This window comes from Nitrospira sp. Vd2 (genome assembly GCF_979581665.1).
Window position 1 is genome coordinate 15,230 of the sequence record NZ_CEFZSK010000010.1, and the last position, 18,769, is coordinate 33,998.

Consider the following 18,769-nt stretch of genomic DNA (forward strand, 5'->3'; position numbering starts at 1 on the left):
GGGGGGATGCGTAGGGACAATCCCGAAATGTGCCGCTTTTCCCGCTTTTTTCAGCTTGCGCTCCTCGGTGGCCTCGCCGTGTTCATCCTGGCCATTCACGCGGATGCCGCGGCATCCGCGCTTCCCGGTCACGGCATCCCTGGATTCGTCAGCGCTCACGGCGTGGCGAAAAAAAAGAAAAAGCCGCATCGCGCTCTCACGACGCCGGTCCTCATTCAAGACATTCGCGTGACGCCCTACACCGACCACACCCGGCTGGTCTTCGACCTGCAGCGGCAAGTCACGTTCACTCAGCAACGGCAGAAGCAGTCCGGCCGGCTCGTCATCGAGCTACAGAACTCGCTGCTGGGCCGAACGGCGAAAGCACGGTTGACCGAAGGAGAGCTGCCGCCGCCCGTGCTCGTCTCCCAAGCGGCTCGCGGACGCTCCCATGCCGTGACGATCTCGCTCGACCTCGACGCATTGAGCGATTACAAGCTGCTGCCGCTCGAGAATCCTCATCGTCTGGTCGTGGATCTCTATGAAAAGTTGCCACAAGAGGAACTGGCGCCCGTTCCTCCGCCGCCCGCCGTCGAACGCGCGCTGACGCCCCCCGTGCGCCGGCAAATGGCACGAGAAGTAAAGACCATCGTGCTCGATGCAGGGCACGGCGGCAAGGATCCCGGCGCCATCGGACGTGGCGGCACGGCCGAGAAGGACATCACGTTACGAGTGGCGCTGTTGCTTCGCGACCTCATCGTCAAGGAGCTCGGCAAACAGGTCTTCCTGACCCGGGACCGCGATGTCTTCGTCGAACTGGAAGACCGGGCGACCTTCGCGAACCGGCACGAGGCCGACCTCTTCGTCTCGATCCATGTGAACTCGCATCCGCAGCGGGCAACGAAGGGTCTGGAGATCTACCACTTCGGCGAAGCGAGCGATCCGCGGGCGCTCGCGGTGGCGGCCCGTGAAAACAATATGCCGCTGGAAACGATGAACTCAACTCTGGGCTATATTCTGGCCGACTTGACCACCACGAAGAAGATGGAGCAGTCCATCGACCTTGCTTGGTTTACAAAACAAGCGTTGGTATCGCGATTGAACAGCCACTACGAAGTGATTGATCACGGCGTGAAGGCCGGCCCGTTTTATGTGTTGCGCTTCACCGCCATGCCAAGCATCCTCGCGGAAATCGCCTTCATCTCGAACCCCACCGAAGAGCGGTTGATGCAGGGGCAAGGCTTCCTCAACCACATCGCCGAAGGCATCCTCGCCGGCATCAAAGCCTTCATCGGCCCGGCGCAGGTCGCGGCTGGTCGCGAGAAAGTGGTAAAGGGGTAAGGGGTAGGGTGTTAAGAAAAGAGTTCTGACCCTATCACTTTACGTCTCTACCACCATATCTCCACTCATCATGCCCACCTTCAAGCTGATCTTGGAATACGACGGCACTCGGTATGCGGGCTGGCAGCGGCAGCCCGATCAGCCGACGATTCAAGCTGCCGTCGAAGCGGCGTTGGCGCACATCGCCCGCACTCCCATTTCGGTAGTTGGAGCGGGACGTACGGATGCGGGCGTTCACGCGCTGGGGCAAGTCGCCAGTTTTCGATGCAACGATCGCTTGACAGCAGGTGAATGGACGAGAGCGTTGAACGCCCTGCTGCCGCCCGATATCGCCGTTCTCGACGCCAGCGAGGTGGAAGAGAACTTCCACGCGCGCTACGCAGCCCGATCGAAACTCTATCGCTATCGGATTTTGAATCGCGCCGAGCGATCGGCGTTCGAGCACACCCGCGCCTGGCATCTCTGGGGGCAGCTCGACCTGACTGCTATGCGGGCCGCGGCGCTGCCTCTCCTCGGCACCCATGACTTCCGTTCTTTTGAGGGACCACGGGCCGAGCGGGAGACCGCTCTGTGTACCTTTCTCCGGCTTGATATTTCTGCAGCGGACTCCATCGTCGTGATCGAGGCTGAAGCCGACCGCTTTCTCAAGCAGATGGTTCGGGCGATCGTCGGCACGTTGGTGGAGGTCGGCCAAGGCAAACGCTCCACGGATGAAATGAGCGCTGTTCTTGAGGCGCATGATCGGCGCGCTGCCGGGCAAACGGCTCCCTCTCACGGCTTGTACTTGGTCCGCGTTCAGTACTGATCTCCGTGGCAGCACTTCCGTATCAAACCGGATACGAACTGTATCTTCTTTTCCGTCGCCCGCGTGGCCCGGTGAACTCCGTCTCCAATGTTCCTGCACACTTCACTGTGTCCGCGGCGTAACCAAGTCGGAACCACCTTTGCACCACGTACGTGTGCCGTGTCCCGGTAGAGGCCGGAGTGTACACATCGTGAGTTCCGACCAAGCAGGCAGACCGACGCCCTCACCGTACGATCCTCAGACGCTGCTCAACAGCCAGCCGGTGATGGTCGCCGTCATCGACCCGGCCACCTATCGCGTCCAGTTTCAAAACCAAACTGGACTGGACCGGCTGGGTAATTTGTCCGGTCAACGGTGCTATGATGGCATCGCCAAATGCTCCGCGCCCTGTAACTTTTGCCGTATGCCGGAAGCGGTGGCGAGCGGGAAGTTGACCTCCAACGAAGTGCGGTTGCCGGACGATCAGTATCTCCTCGTTCAATGGACCACCGCCCCAACCGAGGACGGCCGCCTGCATGTCATCGAGACGATCAACAACATTACCGAACGAAAGCGTAGCGAACATGCCGCGCACCGGGCGCAAAAGATGGAAGCGCTGAGCCGGCTCGCCGGCGGTGTCGTGCAAGACCTCAACAACCTCCTGACCGTCCTGCAGGCCCACACTCAGGTGCTCTTGAACGAGATCTCCGAGGCGGACCCCCGCGCAGCCCGCCTCCATCATATCCGGCTCGCGGGCGAGCGTGCCGCAGGGCTCGCGCATAAGCTGACGGCCTTCACCCATCACCAAGTGGCGCATCCAGATCAATTGAACGTCACCGAGATGCTCCGCGACATGCAGCCGGCGATCCAGCGGATCAGCGAGACGCATCATGTCTCGGTCACCTGGGATTTGGACGCAGCGGTGGGGCCGACGATTGCGGATCGTACGGAACTGGAACGGACGATCGTCGCGCTCGTCAACAACGCCTGTGATGCCATGCCGAGCGGCGGGCGATTGTTCATTGGAACGAAGCAGGTGACGCTCGAGGAAGCGGCGGCTCGCGACTACCGCACGGCGCCGGGCGACTATGCCGAGATTACGATCACTGATACGGGCACGGGCATGACGCCGGACGTGCAAGCGCATCTCTTCGAACCGTTCTTCACCACGAAGCCGGGTGTGGGGGCAGGGTTGGGACTGGCCAGTGCCTATGGGATCGTCCGCCAGTTCGGTGGATACATCGACATCTCGAGCGATGCGTCGTGGGGGACGACCGTCCGACTCGCCTTGCCGAAGGCGGCAGTCCCTGTCGCGGAGAAATGTTCCGGCGTTCGCAATGAGAGGCGCGCCGTCACCACGGGGCGTATTCTCCTGGTCGAGGACGACGCCGATGTGCGGACGGTCATCGGCGATATCCTTCGTCATGCGGAATTTGATGTGACTGAAGCGACCGACGGCGCCGAAGGCCTCCAATGTCTGCACCGCGAGCCATTCGACCTCGTGATCACCGACATGGTCATGCCGCGCATGACGGGCGTGCAACTCATTCAACAGATCCATCATCTGTACCCCCGCGTGAAAGTCCTGCTGATGACAGCCTTCGTCGGCGACGCCCCCATACTCCCCAAGGTCCCCACCATGGCCAAACCGTTCAAGCCCAGCGACTTGCTGCAGACCATTGGTCGACTTCTCGAATAAGCCGCGCTGTGCGCCCCCGTGCCGTCTCGCTCCTTCCCCGACGAGAAGCGTGCGAGTGTGCAAGCTCGAGCAGATTTCTCAAAACGGCGATACGTAGCTGCCCGGCTGGCACCCGGTGCTGGAGGCGATTACGATGAAGCAGGGTCATGAACGATCAAGACCGGTCGCGAAGCGCAGGCATCATCCGCCTGGCCTTCTTATCCCTCATGCTGGCGGTGGGGCTGTCCGCTTGCGGGGTCATCCTTCCCTATGCATACGATGCCGCGAAACTGGACGACCGGCTCTCACGATCCATGTCACAAGCCGAGGTCCGGAAGGCGTTAGGTAAGCCGGATCGGATCGTCTGGTCGGATGATCATGCGACGATTTGGGAATACCGGCTCTACCCGAAGCACGAATGGTATAGCTACCTCATCCATTGTCCGTGGCATCCCTTCTGTTATTTTCCCGCCGAACCGCCTCATCCGCACTACGTCGCCTTTTGGAACGGGCACGTATGCTTGTGGGGAAGCCCCACACTCGTCGGCCATGTCGATGGCCGCGTATGCGGCGACGCGCTGGCAGCGGACGGGGCGACGCCCACAAGGCGGAAGCCGCGCGTCACCATTTCGGTCGTCCCGGTTTTCATGCCGCCCCCGATTCCGATGCCGATCCACCGCCTCGCCGTCATCGGATCCTCCGAGACGCGGCCCCCCCCGGTGTCCTCATGGCTCGATCTGACGCTGAACTTCATGCGATCTCGGCATCCCGATTTGGTCTTAGTCGAGCGTGAGGACGGCAAGCGTCTGTTTGAGGAACTCGAGTGGCAGCACAGCGGCCGCGTCGACGACGCGACGATGGCTCGCGTGGGAGGCTATGCGGGGGCCGATGCGCTGCTCATCTATCGCATGTCGACGACGGACAGCGACGCCGGAAGCACCGCTTCGCTGGACTTGCGCCTGCTCAACGTGGAAACCGGGACGACGCTCTTCCGGCAGCATACGACCGCCACGGCTCGTCCTACGAGCGGGCTAGCCACAGATTTTCCAAGCGGGGCCCGACTGGTGCACCGTGCGGCCGTCGAAGAGGCGTCGGCCTACGGCTTCGCCTCTCTGGCTGCTGCGTTCGGCGATAATCCGCTCGGCATCGTTCCCGACTACGGATGGACCGGTCGAGGCGTGCGCGTATTGGGATTGCTGCAAGGCGGACCGGCAGTGTTGGCCGGCCTGAGGGAAGGCGACCGGATCGTCTCGATGGACGGGGTGCCCGTGCGGAGCTGGACGGAACTCCAAGCCGCCCCGGCCGTCCTCCGTATCGAGCGGGAAAGTGATCGACTGGAACTACACGTCACTACATTCTTGGCGCGATAGAGACTTCGGGGCGAACGACTTCCAGGCCGTGGCTCGGCAGATACCACTCGGTCATGGCATCTGATCCCCGGGAGAGGTGTCCACAAAGGCGCCGGATTTCAGATGGGAGAGTCGCGACGCGACACCGCTTCCGGCATTTGAGCGCCATGATCGGTGGGTAGGTCTGGCGCGCCACTGCCCCTCTGTTGTTCATCAGACGGGTCCTGTCGCGCCAAGAATTAGGGATTGTCGAGTTTTTTGCGGAGATCGATCAGTTCGCGTTCAAGCGCCTCGAACCGATCGATGATCGGGTCCGGAATGTTGGTGTGGTCCATGGTGGCTTCCGGTAGCCGCTCGCCCTCCATCTTGATGACGCGAGCCGGCACGCCGATGACCGTACTGTTGGCCGGCACTGATTTCAACACGACGGAGTTGGCGCCGACCTTCACGTTGTCGCCGACGCGAATGCCGCCGAGAATTTTCGCCCCGGCGCCGACCACCACGTGATTGCCGAGGGTCGGATGACGCTTCCCTCGTTCCTTGCCGGTCCCCCCCAGCGTAACGCCCTGGAACAGGGTGACGTAATCGCCGATTTCAGCCGTCTCGCCAATCACAACCCCCATCCCGTGATCGATGAAGAACCCGCGGCCGATCGTCGCCCCCGGATGGATCTCAATACCGGTAAGGAGACGGGCAAGTTGACTGATGGCGCGCGGAAGGAACGGAACGCCCTTCCCCCGCACCCAATGGGCAAACCGATACGCGAGCAGCGCGTGAAAGCCGGCGTAGGTCAGGATGACCTCGATCCGGCTGGTCGCCGCCGGGTCGCGATCAAAAACGGCTTGGAGATCCTCTCGAATCGCTCTCAACATGGAGGATGTTCTGTGTCGGATAAAGATACTATATCAAGGGTGAGAGCACAAACGGAGCGAGGGCCGGTTGGATCGGGGATCAGGGCAGACGTTCAATTAAACAGATTGCCTGGGCGGCGATCGCCTCCTCGCGGCCGATCGCATCCAATCCTTCCCCGCTCTTCACTTTCACGTTGACCTGTTCCGGCTTGACCTTCAGCACGTCGGCCAGGCGGGCCTGCATGCCGGCCAGATGAGGTCCCAGCCGCGGAGCCTGCGCGATGATCACCGTATCAAGATTGACGAGGCGGTATTGTTTACTGGTCAGCATCCCGGCCACGTCTTCCAAGAGTTTGAGACTGGACATATCCTTGTAGCGCGCGTCCGAACTGGGATAGTGATGCCCAAGGTCTCCCTCCCCCATCGCGCCCAACAAGGCATCGCAGACGGCGTGCACGAGAGCATCGGCATCGGAATGCCCGACCAGCCCTTGGCTGTGCGGCACTTCGACGCCGCCTAGGATCAACTTGCGCCCCGCCGCCATCGGATGAATATCGTAGCCCAGTCCGACCTTCATTCAGCCTCCGTAATTCTCATTCGTAATGCGTTCTTCATGATTTCCGAGTTACTACGATTGGTGTGCTGCCGGTTGACGGTTCATTGCTCACGATGACCGCTTCTTCCTCGTGCGCGGGCGGCCAGGATCGCCTCACCGATCACGAGGTCTTCGGGCCTGGTGATCTTGATGTTCTCGGCGCTGCCCTCCACGATCGCAACCCGGCGTCCAAGACGTTCCACCAACTGCGCGTCATCCGTCCCGTGAAATCCCTCGATCTGTGCTTTGCGATGCGCCTCGTCCAACAGAGCGCGGTGGAACGCTTGCGGCGTTTGGGCGAGCCAGAGTGGTCCGCGGTCGAGGGTGGATTCTATGAAATGATCGTGGCCGACCCGCTTCACCGTATCGCGCATGGGGATGGCCGCGATCGCGGCGCCGTGCGTCGCCGCGGCGTCAATCACCGCGGCGATCAGCGTCTCGGTGATCAGCGGCCGGACGGCGTCGTGGACGAGGACGATCTCGACGTCGGACTCAACCTCTTGGAGTCCATGCCGGACCGAGTCCTGACGCTGCTCACCGCCGGCGACAATCTTTCGGATCTTGTGAAAGCGGTGCTGTTCGACGATATCGGTCAGGCAGGACTGGCGGTCGGCGGCCGGAACGGCGAGCAAGATATCCGTCACCGCCCGGCACTGCTCCAAAGCCCGGAGTGCATGCACAAGAATGGGGAGCCCTCCCAAGGCTAGAAACTGCTTTGGGACGGCTCCCCCCATGCGGAGTCCCCGCCCCGCGGCGGGAACGACGGCGGCCACTCTCCTCTTAGCCACGCGCGATCTGGAACTCCTCCTTTTCGGTTTCCTCGCGGAGGCGGGTAAAGATCATCCGGCCTGCGGTCGTCTGCAACACGCTCGTCACCACCACATCGACATTGCGGCCGATGCAGCGCTTGGCGTTGTCCACGACGATCATCGTGCCGTCATCCAGATACGCCACACCCTGCCCGGCTTCTTTCCCTTCCTTCAAGACGAAGACGCGAATCGTCTCACCAGGTAAGACGACCGGGCGGAGGGCATTGCAGAGTTCGTTGATGTTGAGCACGCGGACGCCCTGAAGCTCGGCCACCTTGTTGAGGTTCAAGTCGTTCGTGATGACTTTCGCCCCGACTTTCTTGGCGAGCACGACGATCTTCGAATCCACGTCTTTGACGTGCGGAAAATCGTCGTCGATGATCCGCACATCGACGTCCACCATCTTTTGCATTTTGTTGAGGATGTCCAAGCCCCGCCGCCCACGGGCGCGCTTTAATGAATCCGACGAGTCGGCGATATGCTGCAGTTCATGGAGAATGAATTGCGGCACGAGAAACGTGCCTTCGAGAAATCCCGTTTCGACCAAATCGGCAACCCGGCCATCGATGATGACGCTCGTATCGAGAATCTTCCGGCTCACCACTTCCACGGCCTGATCCGGACGTTTCGTGGGCCCCGGCATTTTTTCGTGGCCGAATTTTGCGCCGAGGACCAGTCCCAGGTACGGCAGCCCCAACAAAAACACGAGTCCGGTAATATGAAACAACACGGTTTGTACGTCGAAGACGACGCTGCCGACCCATTCCACCAATCCTGTCAACAAGAGTCCGACCGCGAGGCCCCCGGTGCCGCCGGCGATCACGCCGAATGACAACCGCTGGAGCGCATACTCTCCGCCGACAATCAAGCCGCCCGTCGCCGCCCCGATCACGAAGCCCTCGATCAGGTCGCCACCGTTCGGCTCCCCTCCCCGGATGAATAGGGCCATGCCGGCGAGAGCGCTGACAACGACGAACGCGATTCGTCGTATCATACCTCTCCACCCCCTTTCATCGGTTGCTCGTTGTGGAACACCCATGACGCTCACGGTTTCAACGTCACGTAGCTCGTCCGTCCTTGTCGCTTGATCAGCAGCAGGACCGCTTCCTCCTTTCCTGTCTTCGCCGCTGCTTCCTGATACGCTTTCAGATTGGGAATCGGCCGGCGGTTCAACTCGAGAATGACGTCGCCTTCCTTGACCCCCGCCTCTTCCGCCAGGCTGCCCGACCGCACCTGCGTGACCACGACGCCCCGTTCTCGGATCGCAAGCCCAAGCCGGCGTGCGATCTCCGGCGTCATCTCCTGCACCTCCAAATCGGAGAGAACCCCGGTCGGCGCAACGGATTCCTCGCGTTCTTCCCCGCCCGCCTGCGCGATCGACTTCGGTTGCTCGATGATCGTCACATCGACCATTTTCGGCCGTTTGTCGCGGATGACTTTCAGCACGACCTTTTTCCCCACGGCCGTCTTCGCGACTGCGTTCCGGAGTTGGGTCGGACTTTCGATCGGCCGACCGTCATATTCCAGAATGACGTCCCCGCGCTCGACTCCCGCCCGCTTCGCCGGGCTGTCCTCCAATACCTCGCTGACCAGCACGCCTTTCAACTCGTTCACGCCGAATTGCTGGGCCAAATCAGGCGACAGCTCCTGAATCGACACGCCGAGCCAGCCGCGGACCACCTTCCCGCTCCTGACAAGTTGGTCGAGAATCGTGCGCGCCATACTGCTCGGCACCGCGAACCCGATGCCCATGTTGCCGCCGCTATGACTGAAAATCGCCGTGTTGATGCCGATCAACTCGCCGCGCGCATTCACCAGCGCACCACCCGAGTTGCCGGGATTGATGGCCGCATCCGTCTGAATGAAGTCTTCGTATTCGGCGATCCCCATGCTGGCCCGGCCGACCGCGCTGACGATCCCCATCGTGACGGTTTGGTTGAGACCGAAGGGATTGCCCACCGCCAACACGAATTCGCCCACTTCCAGTGTATCCGAATCCCCCCACGGAATCGTCTGCAATCCGGTGGTGTCCACCTTGAGCACCGCAATGTCCGTCTTGGAATCCGTCCCGACGAGCTTCGCTTTGAACTCGCGCTTGTCGGAGAGGAGCACTTTGATCTCGTCGGCTTTGCTCACAACGTGATTGTTCGTGATGATCAATCCGCTCGCATCGACGATCACGCCGGAACCGAGGCTCCGCTCCTTTCGCTCCCTCGGCGCCTCGAAGCGCCGGAAGAATTCCTCGCCAAAGAACCGGCGGAAGAAGGGATCGTCGAAGGGCATCGCATGGCCGCCCTCCCGGCCTTGCCGCATTGTCGAGATATTGACGACCGCCGGCGTCACCGCCTTGGCCACGCGGACGAAGCTGCGTTCAGAATCCGGAATGGCCGACGGTGGAATAGCGACGGGTGTGGGGACGGCCGGAGCGGGTCGAGCCGACTCTGGCACGGCATGGCCGAACGGCAGCCAGCCGAGATCGGAGGCCACCGTCAACCCGATGAGGACGCCGCCCGCGATGAGCAGAAGGCTGATCCAGAGGGACGACAGCCGGCGTCCCGCTCTGGATGGTTCATGTCCGGTCACGAAGACTCCCTGAGGCGTCGGTTGAGGTTGAGGGGACGGCTGAAGTGACGGTCAGAAGCATCAGCCGATCGTTGTCGATCCCCCGCCCGGCCTGAGCCTCCATCTCAGGGAATCTCACCGGCATAAATTCCCATGACGGTGTTCAGGAACTTCAGCGCGTCCGGTTTCGGCCGTTGGAAGGAATTGCGGCCGATAATCGATCCGAAGCCGCCGCCGTCTCGAATCGCCCGGGCTTCCTCGAACACGTTGGCATCCGCGCTCTTGGCACCGCCCGAGAAAATGACAATGCGGCGTCCGTTGAAGGCGCTTTGCACGACGTGGCGAACACGCTCGGAGAGGGTTTTGATGGGAATTTGCTCGGCTTCGTAGACCTTCTTCGCAGCCGCCTGCTCCAGATGGTCGGTCGGCAGCTTGACCTTGATGATGTGGGCGCTGAGTTGCGCGGCGATTTGCGCCGCGTACGCGACTACGTCGATGGCCGTTTCCCCCTCCTTACTGAGCGCTGAGCCGCGGGGGTAAGACCAGACGACGACCGCCAGCCCATGCGATTTTGCCTCTTCGGCAATCTCCCGGAGTTGCTGATACATCTCGGTGCAGTGCGCGGAGCCCGGGTAGATCGTGAAGCCGATCGCGCAGCATCCAAGCCGCAACGCGTCCCGCACGCTGCCGGTGACCGCCGGCAGCGGATCCTTCTCGTCGTGAAGCACGTCATGGTTGTTCAATTTCAGAATCAGCGGAATCGCCCCGGCGTACTGATCGGCGCCTGCTTCCAAAAAGCCGAGCGGTGCCGCGTACGCGTTGCACCCCGCCTCGATGGCCAGTTCGAAGTGATACAAGGGATTGTAGCCGGGTGGGTTGGGCGCGAAGCTTCGGGCGGGCCCATGTTCGAATCCCTGGTCGACCGGCAAGATCACCAGCTTGCCCGTTCCGGCCAACTTGCCGTGTTGAAGCAGGCGGGCGAGATTGGCCTTGATCCCAGGGTTCTCGCTCCCGTACCAGCTCAAAATTTCTCGGACTCGTTGCTTCATAGAGATCCTCCGGATGAAAAGACACCAGGTCGGTTGCGGCCGTTACTTCTATCTTTGTCCTCGAGCCTTCTCCTTGAGACCCTTCTCTCCGCAGAACCGGTGTCGCGGATCAAAGGCCAAACGGAAATAACGGAGTCAACGGACCGAATGAACCGAATCAACGGACCAATGGGACTGAACGCCCACAACGAAATTATCGCTTGCCTTGGATGAATGCTTCGGCGAGCGCCACGTCTTCTCGGCTTCCGATAATCAACGGCACCCGCTGGTGGACCGCCGTGGGCCGGATGACCGCAATCCGTTCCGTTCCCGTGCCCGCCGCGCCGCCCGCTTGCTCGATAATGAACGCGAGGGGTGCTGCCTCGTACATCAACCGGAGCTTGCCCTCGGGTTTACCGCTTTCAGCCGGATAGAGATAAATGCCGCCGTTGCTGAGAAATCGATGCACGTCGGCCACCAGGCAGCCGGAGTAGCGAGAGGAATAGGGGCGGCCGGTGGGCGGATCTTTCTGACGCAGGTAGTCGATGAACCGCTGTACCCCGCGCGGCCACTTCTCGTAATTGCTTTCGTTGGCGCTGTACACCTTTCCACGGGACGGCATTTTGATTCGACTGCGCGAGAGGACGAACTCGCCAAGCGATTGGTCCAACGTAAATTGATACACGCCATTCCCGCTCGTATAGACCAAGAGCGTGCTGGGGCCGTACAGAAAATAGCCGGCCGCCAGTTGTTCGCATCCGGGGCGAAGCAGCTGGCGCTGAAGGTCATAGTCGTCCACTTCCGAGAGACGGTGAATGGAAAAAATAGAACCGACGGTCAGATTGCCGTCGAGATTCGACGACCCATCGAGGGGGTCGAGGAAAATCACATAGTTCCCTTGCGGGCGTCCACCGGCCAGGTCATCCACGCGACACGGCTTTTCCATCTCTTCGGAGACCACCGCCTGCACGATGCCGCCGTAGTACTCAAACGCCTTGACGAAGATGTCATTCGCGCGCTCGTCCAATTTTTGGACCGCTTCGCCTTGCACGTTGATGTCGCCCGTGGTGCCCAAGACATCGATGAGTCCGGCTTGACTCAGGTCGCGGCTGATCATTTTCCCGGCAAGCGCCAACTGGGAAAGAATCGTGGAGAACTCGCCGCTGGCGGCAGGATGGACCGCCTGCTCACGGAGCAGGTGGCGCGTCAGCGTCATGGGCGCATCCGGCATGCCTTCCCCCTTACGTCCGAAGGATTATAGCTATTTCGCGGAAGGACGCGCAATCAGACGTTGGTGTACTGGATTGTCCTAGGGACGATTGGAGCCGCCCGAAAGAGTATTGGATGCATTTGTTCTGACAGCGGTTCTCGGTGGGAGCCTCCGCTATTCGATGAGCCTCGCGACGACCGACCCGATGATGACTTTGGCCTTCATCATGACCGGCACGCGCCGATCGTCATTCGTCAGCCATACGCGGATATTGCCTTCGTTGAGAAAGAGTCCTTGAAAGGGCATGATTACCAACAGTCGAATCGTCTCTCGCTCCCCGCTGGCCGTCCGCAGGCGCTCCGTGCCCTCGACCCGGACTTCGACGCGATAGTTTTTCTTGTCATGATGAATGTTGAGGACGACCGGTGAGCCGGGCTGGATCGACGGCAGACTGCGGACATAGTAGAGGCAGGAGATCAAATCGTGCGTGTTCGGAGGGATCGGAAGCGTCTCTCCGTTTCCGTCCTTGATGGAGGTGACCGTGTGCTGATCGTGATGGAAGGTGACGTCGAAGTCGTTATGCTTTTTCCCTTCGCGCCGTTGGAAGATGAGCCGATACGGGGCCAGCGTGTCGGCGTCAATGGTGGATTCGACCCGATTGTCCACGGGATAGAATTTCGTGACGACCGGACTTGATTTCGCCGTTGTGAGCAACTTGAGCGCCGGGTGTCCGGCAACCGGCGGCGCCTCCCGTACTTCCATAACGGCTGTCCCCGCTCGCATGTTCAAATAGCTCAAGGCATAGGTCAGCCGTTCCCCGGGCACGAAGGCCCGGGCCATGGCGTGTGGGGGAGGATCGGCCTCGGAGACTGTGGCACCGGCAAGAAGGGAGAGGACAACCAGGAGAGCCGATGTCAGAGAGACAATGCCGGCGGCGTTCGCTCGTGTCACTCGGTTCCAGACGGGACGCCAACCGCTCGACGCGCTTCATGCACTTCCGACTCAATGGCCGACCGGATGGCAGCCAATCGGTCCGCCGATGAGGCTTCAAACCGCATGACGAGGGCCGGCTGGGTATTCGACGCTCGGATGAGTCCCCACCCGTCGTCGAAGACGACTCGGAGGCCGTCGATCGTGATGACGTCACGGATCGCGAGGCCGGGGCCGAGTGGGACTTTCGCGGTGGTTTGTTCCACGAGCCTGGCCTGCACTCGCTGCACCAGCTGGAACTTCACGGCATCGGGCGTGTCGACGCGAATTTCCGGCGTCACGGCCGTAGTCGGGAGATCGGCGATGAGGGATGAGAGCGGCTTTCCCGTCTTGGCCAAGATTTGCACCAACCGGCAGGACGCATAAATCGCATCGTCGTAGCCAAAGTACCGATCGGCAAAAAACATGTGGCCGGACATTTCGCCCGCGAGGACCGCCGATTCGGCCTTCATCTTGGCTTTAATCAGCGAGTGCCCCGTCTTCCACATGATCCCTCGACCGCCGCGGCGCGCGATGTCATCGTAGAGACTTTGGGATGCCTTCACTTCCGAGAGAATCGTACTGCCCGGCCGCTCGCTCAAGATATCACGCGCGAAGATCACCATGAGTCGATCACCCCAGAGGATCTCTCCGCGTTCATCAACCGCGCCGATGCGATCGGCATCGCCGTCATAGCCGATGCCGACGTCCGCCCGGCTCGTCCGGACCGCCTCGATCAAATCCTGAAGGTTCTCGACGACGGTCGGATCGGGATGGTGATTCGGGAACGAGCCGTCGACGTCACAATAGAGTCCCGTGACCCGGCAGCCCAGTTGCTCGAGGGCCTGTTTGGCGACGAGCGCCGCCGCGCCATTCCCGCAATCGATGACGACGTGCAGATGGCGAGCGTCCACCGACGCGAAGTGCGTCTTCAAGTACGCCAAGTAGTCGGGCAGGATGGGCCGATTTGTCACCTGTCCGCTGCCCGAGGAGAATGCGCCTCGCTCCATGACTGCTCGCAACTCCTGAATGCCGTCGCCGTGGAGTGCTTCCTTGCCGATGCACAACTTGAAGCCGTTGTACTCGGCCGCGTTGTGGCTACCGGTGATCATGACGCCGCCGTCGAGCGGCCAGTGAAAGAGGGAGAAGTACAGGACCGGCGTCGGCACCATGCCGATGTCCCAGACATCGAGGCCGGCCGCCGTGAGCCCGTGGAGCAAGCGCTCTCGAAGCATCGGGGAGGTCGAGCGGCCATCACGGCCGACGGCGATCGTCTTACCCCCCCGTGCCTTCGCCACGGTCGCATACGCTCGCCCGATGCGCTCGGCGATATCGCCGGTCAATTCCCGCCCGACGATCCCCCGAATGTCATATTCTCGAAAGAGTGCCATGTCGATGCTCAGCGGGTGCTCAACGATTGGTTCGGCCGTAATCGTCCTGGAACCGTACGATGTCGTCTTCGCCCAGATAGGGACCGTTCTGCACTTCGATGATGTGGAGGACCTCGGTGCCCGGGTTCTCGAGCCGATGCGGCGTCTGGACGGGAATCACGGTACTCCGGCCGACGGGAAGCTCGAAGACCTCCTCGCCCCGCGTGACGCGGGCCGTGCCCGCAATGACGACCCAGTGTTCGTTTCGTTGATGATGCATTTGCAACGAGAGCCGTCCTCCCGGGTTCACCGTGACGCGCTTGACCTTGTACCCAGGCCCCTCTTCCAAGACGGTATACGACCCCCACGGACGGAACACGGTACGGTGTTCCAGGTGCTCCGGCGCCCCCTGCTTCTTCAAGATCTCAACGACCTGTTTGACGTCTTGCGCGCGGGACTTCGGACAGATCAACGTGGCATCAGCGGTATCGACGACGATCATATCGGAAAGGCCGATCGTCGCGACGACGCGTTGATCGGCATACAGCACCGAGTTCCGGCTATCGAGGTCGACGACCTTTCCGCTCACGACATTGCGGGCACGATCGAGCGTCGCCACTTCTTCCAGGCTGCTCCAGTTGCCCACATCCGACCAGGTGAAGGTGACCGGGATCATTGCGGCCCGCGACGACCGCTCCATGACGCCGTGGTCGATGGAAATCGACGGCAGTCTCCGGTAGGCCTCCTCAAACGCCTGACTCGACTCGATGGACGGCAGTTGCCGAATCCCTCGCAACAGCACCGGCTGATGCTGAGCCAGCTCCTCCAAAATCACCGAGGCCCGCCAGACGAACATGCCGCTGTTCCAATAATAGTTCCCGGCCCGAAGGTACCGCTCCGCCGTCTTGGCGTTTGGTTTTTCAACGAATCTCGCGACCGGATAGCCGACCAGCGAACGGGAACGCGCGAGCGGCCGTCGACCATCCGGCTGGATATAGCCATAGCCGGTTTCCGGTCGAATCGGCTTCACGCCGAACGTCACCAGATAGCCGGCGTTGGCGCACCGCGCCGCCAACTTCACCGCCGCTCGGAATCGTCCCGTCTCTTTAATGACATGGTCGGCGGGCATCACCAGCATGATCGCATCGGGGTCGTACTGCACGAGCCGATGAGCAGCCAACGCAATGGCGGGTGCCGTGTTGCGGCCTTCCGGCTCGAGGATGAAATGATTCTGCAGCGCCTCTTTCCATTCGTTGAGCTGAAACCGGATCGAGTCGGCCTGAACGGCGTTGGTCGAAATGTAGACGTGATCGGCGGGGACACACTCCACCACGCGGCGCATCGTTTGCTGGATCAACGTCTCGCCGCCCATGATGCGCAACAACTGCTTCGGATACAGATGGCGGCTCAACGGCCAAAACCGCGTTCCACTGCCGCCGGCGAGGATGACCGCATACAGATGGTTGTTCGAGGTTCGGCGTTCGCGATTCGAGGTTGGAGCATTCAAAGGTGTTCGAGGTTCACGGGAAGGGGCACGTTGGCCTGTTGTCTTCGCGGAAGAATTTTTCCTCTTCGCGGCTATAGCTTTCATGTCTCACAACCTCGAACGTCGACCCTTGAACCTTTTTACGGTCCGGGCGGTTTCGCCTTGCGGAACCACACATCCTCTGAGGATCCCGCTTGCGCGGCGAGAATCATATCGATCACTTCTCGCACGGCCCCTTCGCCGCCCTTCCGCTTACAGATATAGTGCACGGTGCGTTGCGCCGCTTCGATACCATCGGCCGGCGTCGCCGAGAAGCCCACGGCAGCGAGGGTTTCAAGGTCATTGACGTCATCGCCCATATACGCCACTTGCTCGAGCGTGACCTGGTGCCGGTCGGCGATCTCGCGCAGGGCCTCCAGCTTATTGAAGACGCGCTGGTGCACCTCCGGAATCGCCAACTTCTCCCCTCGCCGGGCCACCAGCTTCGTTTCCTCCTGGGTGATGAGCGCCGTGATGAGCCCCGCGCGCTGGAGCAGCTTGATCCCCATCCCGTCTCGCGTGTTGAACTTCTTCAGCTCGTCACCTGACTCGCTGTAGTACATGCCGGCATCGGTCAACACACCATCCACGTCGGTCGCAAATAAGCGGATTCGTTTGAGTGCCTGGAGGACGTTGCCTTTGGAAGAGGATCGGTGAGGGCGGGACCGTGGCATCATCGAACGTAACCGAGGACGATCTTAGCAGAGGGTGTCTGTGGAAGACAACTAAGGGCGTCCCGATCAATGCACTTGCGAGAAATGGCGCAAGTCCGCCTCGACCATCTCTTTCACGAGGTCGGGAAACCGCACGCGGCACCGCCAGCCCAACTTCTCGCGGCCCAACGTGGCATCGCCCAAGAGCGTTTCAACTTCGGCCGGCCGCAGCAATTGCGGATCAACGATGACATAGTCTTGGTAATTCAGCCCAACGTGGGAGAAGGCCAACTCCGCGAACTCGCGAACCGAGTGTTGCTCCCCCGTCGCGATCACGTAATCGCCCGGTTGGTCCTGCTGCAGCATCAGCCACATGGCTTCGACGTAATCCCGCGCATGGCCCCAATCCCGTTTGGCGTCGAGGTTGCCGAGACGGAGTTCCTTCGCCTGGCCGAGCTTGATGCGCGCGGCGTGCGAAGTGATCTTCCGAGTCACGAACTCGAATCCGCGCCGCGGGGACTCGTGGTTATAGAGGATCCCGGAGGAGGCTTTGATGCCGTACGCCTCGCGATAATTGCGTGTGAGGTCGAATCCGGCCACTTTGGAGATGCCGTACGCCGACCGCGGGTGAAACGGCGTGGTTTCCTTCTGCGGCACCTCGGCCACCTTGCCGAACATTTCACTGGACGCCGCGAAGTAGAAGCGGCAGGTCCGCGTACAGTCGCGGAGGGCAGAGAGCACGAAATGCGTGCCGTTGATATTCGCGTTCAACGTGGAAAATTCATCCTCGAAGGAATAGCTCACGAAGCTCTGCGCCGCCAAGTGATAGCACTCATCGGGCTTCACCTGTTGAAAGACGCGGTAGATGCTCGGCAAGCTTTCGAGCGAGGCGGCATGCAGATGAAGCCGGTCCTTGATGTGCAAGATGCGCCAGAGGCGATGCTCCGGATCCTCGATCGCGACCCGGCGGACGATGCCGTGAACCTCATAACCTTTATCGAGCAGCAGCTCCGCAAGGTAAGAGCCATCTTGACCGGTGATACCGGTAATGAGCGCCCGCTTCATGAGCGCGTCACCATAGCGGCGGGCAGTTCATGTGTCAAGAAGCGCTCGAGGGACGCTCTCCATGGTGGCAGGGACAGCCCCAAGGCGGCGAGGCGACCGTTCGCCAAGACTGAGTAGGGCGGTCGTTTGGCTTTCCGGTTTGCTTCCACTGTCGAAATCGGGTGGATGGTCGGCGGCAGGCCGAGGATCGAGACGATCGCGCCGGCGAACTCATGCCAGGTGCAATCGCCCGAGCCGGTGGCGTGGATGACGCCGGTTAGCTCGTAACGGGCAAGAGCCGCGAGCGCACGCGCGAGATCCCCGGCATGGGTCGGCCTTCCGCGCTGATCCGAGACCACGCGCAACTCGGGTCGTTCATTCGCGAGCCGGGCAATCGTCTTGACGAAGTTGGCGCCATAGCGGCCATACAACCAGGATGTCCGCACGACGACGGTCTTAGCGCAGAGTTCTAGTGCTCGTCGCTCTCCTTCGAGCTTGGATCGACCGTACACGTTCAGTGGATTCGTTGCGTCCGTCTCTTCATATGGCGTGCCTTTGAACCCATCGAACACATAGTCCGTGGAGATATAGAACAGCCGCGCGCCGGCCTTCGCCGCCGCCCGCGCGACACTCGCGGTTCCGTCCGCATTGACCGCCATCGACAGATCCGGTTCATCCTCGGCCTTATCCACATTCGTGTAGGCCGCCGCATGGATGATCAGATCAGGCTCCGTCCTCAGGATTTGCTCCTCGACATCCGGTTTGAGCAAATCAAAGTCCGGATACTGCAGCGGGGCGACCGTGTGGTCGCTTAACACTTGCCGGAGTTCCGAGCCCAATTGACCCTCAGCGCCGGTTATGGTGATGCGCATTCAGATAGAACCGCTCGAAGTTCGAGGTTCGAAGTTCTAGGTTGATCGATCAGGTGGATCGAGATAAGCCAGGCATCAATAGTTCGCCGACGAATATCAAACGCCGAAATCCATCTTTAAACTTCGAACGTCGAACCTCGAACTTCGAAC

General features: G+C 61.1%; 17 protein-coding genes. 4 read left to right on the forward strand and 13 right to left on the reverse strand.

Going from position 1 to position 18,769, the window contains the following annotated elements; translation table 11 throughout:
* The first annotated feature begins 6 nt into the window (after positions 1-6).
* The 4 genes from AC1U7K_RS04760 (at position 7) to AC1U7K_RS04775 (ending at position 5,152) form a co-directional block, all read left to right on the forward strand.
* Positions 7-1,320: an N-acetylmuramoyl-L-alanine amidase gene (locus tag AC1U7K_RS04760; protein WP_480249677.1), complete on the forward strand. Its 1,314-nt coding sequence runs from the start codon at positions 7-9 to the stop codon at positions 1,318-1,320.
* A gap of 70 nt (positions 1,321-1,390) precedes the next feature.
* The gene (gene truA / locus AC1U7K_RS04765) at positions 1,391-2,125 is read left to right on the forward strand and encodes a tRNA pseudouridine(38-40) synthase TruA (RefSeq protein ID WP_480249680.1); all 735 of its coding nucleotides are present in this window, start codon (positions 1,391-1,393) and stop codon (positions 2,123-2,125) included.
* A 190-nt stretch (positions 2,126-2,315) separates the two neighbouring features.
* Positions 2,316-3,803, forward strand: coding sequence for a response regulator (locus AC1U7K_RS04770; RefSeq protein WP_480249683.1), 1,488 nt, complete (start codon positions 2,316-2,318; stop codon positions 3,801-3,803).
* 146 nt (positions 3,804-3,949) lie between these two features.
* A complete protein-coding gene (locus AC1U7K_RS04775) occupies positions 3,950-5,152 on the forward strand; it encodes a PDZ domain-containing protein (RefSeq protein WP_480249684.1) in 1,203 nt (400 codons plus the stop codon).
* A gap of 218 nt (positions 5,153-5,370) precedes the next feature.
* On the opposite strand, the gene cysE is transcribed toward AC1U7K_RS04775, so the two are convergent.
* The 13 genes from cysE to rfbD all read right to left on the reverse strand — a co-directional run bounded on the left by cysE (position 5,371) and on the right by rfbD (position 18,619).
* Complete coding sequence (gene cysE / locus AC1U7K_RS04780; protein ID WP_480249686.1) at positions 5,371-6,003, reverse strand: serine O-acetyltransferase; 633 nt, start codon at positions 6,001-6,003, stop codon at positions 5,371-5,373.
* Between the two features lie 79 nt (positions 6,004-6,082).
* Positions 6,083-6,559 (reverse strand): 2-C-methyl-D-erythritol 2,4-cyclodiphosphate synthase, encoded by a 477-nt coding sequence (gene ispF, locus AC1U7K_RS04785; protein WP_480249688.1) that lies wholly within the window; start codon positions 6,557-6,559, stop codon positions 6,083-6,085.
* 80 nt (positions 6,560-6,639) lie between these two features.
* Positions 6,640-7,365: a 2-C-methyl-D-erythritol 4-phosphate cytidylyltransferase gene (gene ispD / locus AC1U7K_RS04790; protein WP_480249690.1), complete on the reverse strand. Its 726-nt coding sequence runs from the start codon at positions 7,363-7,365 to the stop codon at positions 6,640-6,642.
* Positions 7,358-8,380, reverse strand: a complete 1,023-nt coding sequence (locus tag AC1U7K_RS04795) for a PIN/TRAM domain-containing protein (protein ID WP_480249692.1) — start codon at positions 8,378-8,380, stop codon at positions 7,358-7,360. Before AC1U7K_RS04795 ends, ispD begins: the two co-directional genes overlap by 8 nt.
* Positions 8,381-8,430: 50 nt before the next feature.
* A complete protein-coding gene (locus tag AC1U7K_RS04800; protein WP_480249693.1) occupies positions 8,431-9,969 on the reverse strand; it encodes a DegQ family serine endoprotease in 1,539 nt (512 codons plus the stop codon).
* Between the two features lie 104 nt (positions 9,970-10,073).
* Positions 10,074-10,997: a class I fructose-bisphosphate aldolase gene (locus AC1U7K_RS04805; RefSeq protein WP_480249694.1), complete on the reverse strand. Its 924-nt coding sequence runs from the start codon at positions 10,995-10,997 to the stop codon at positions 10,074-10,076.
* 193 nt (positions 10,998-11,190) lie between these two features.
* A complete protein-coding gene (gene fbp, locus AC1U7K_RS04810; RefSeq protein ID WP_480249696.1) occupies positions 11,191-12,207 on the reverse strand; it encodes a class 1 fructose-bisphosphatase in 1,017 nt (338 codons plus the stop codon).
* Between the two features lie 153 nt (positions 12,208-12,360).
* The gene (locus AC1U7K_RS04815; protein ID WP_480249698.1) at positions 12,361-13,137 is read right to left on the reverse strand and encodes a DUF3108 domain-containing protein; all 777 of its coding nucleotides are present in this window, start codon (positions 13,135-13,137) and stop codon (positions 12,361-12,363) included.
* On the reverse strand, positions 13,134-14,546 hold the full coding sequence (locus AC1U7K_RS04820) for a phosphomannomutase/phosphoglucomutase (RefSeq protein WP_480249699.1): 1,413 nt from the start codon (positions 14,544-14,546) through the stop codon (positions 13,134-13,136). Before AC1U7K_RS04820 ends, AC1U7K_RS04815 begins: the two co-directional genes overlap by 4 nt.
* Before the next feature lie 19 nt (positions 14,547-14,565).
* Positions 14,566-16,032 (reverse strand): mannose-1-phosphate guanylyltransferase/mannose-6-phosphate isomerase, encoded by a 1,467-nt coding sequence (locus AC1U7K_RS04825; RefSeq protein ID WP_480249700.1) that lies wholly within the window; start codon positions 16,030-16,032, stop codon positions 14,566-14,568.
* A gap of 119 nt (positions 16,033-16,151) precedes the next feature.
* A complete protein-coding gene (locus AC1U7K_RS04830) occupies positions 16,152-16,727 on the reverse strand; it encodes a KdsC family phosphatase (RefSeq protein ID WP_480249702.1) in 576 nt (191 codons plus the stop codon).
* Positions 16,728-16,790: 63 nt separating this feature from the next.
* A complete protein-coding gene (locus tag AC1U7K_RS04835) occupies positions 16,791-17,768 on the reverse strand; it encodes a GDP-mannose 4,6-dehydratase (RefSeq protein ID WP_480249703.1) in 978 nt (325 codons plus the stop codon).
* Entirely contained in the window at positions 17,765-18,619 is an 855-nt protein-coding gene (rfbD, locus tag AC1U7K_RS04840; RefSeq protein WP_480249704.1) for a dTDP-4-dehydrorhamnose reductase, read from the reverse strand. The genes AC1U7K_RS04835 and rfbD overlap by 4 nt, the downstream gene beginning before the upstream one ends.
* Between the last annotated feature and the right edge of the window lie 150 nt (positions 18,620-18,769).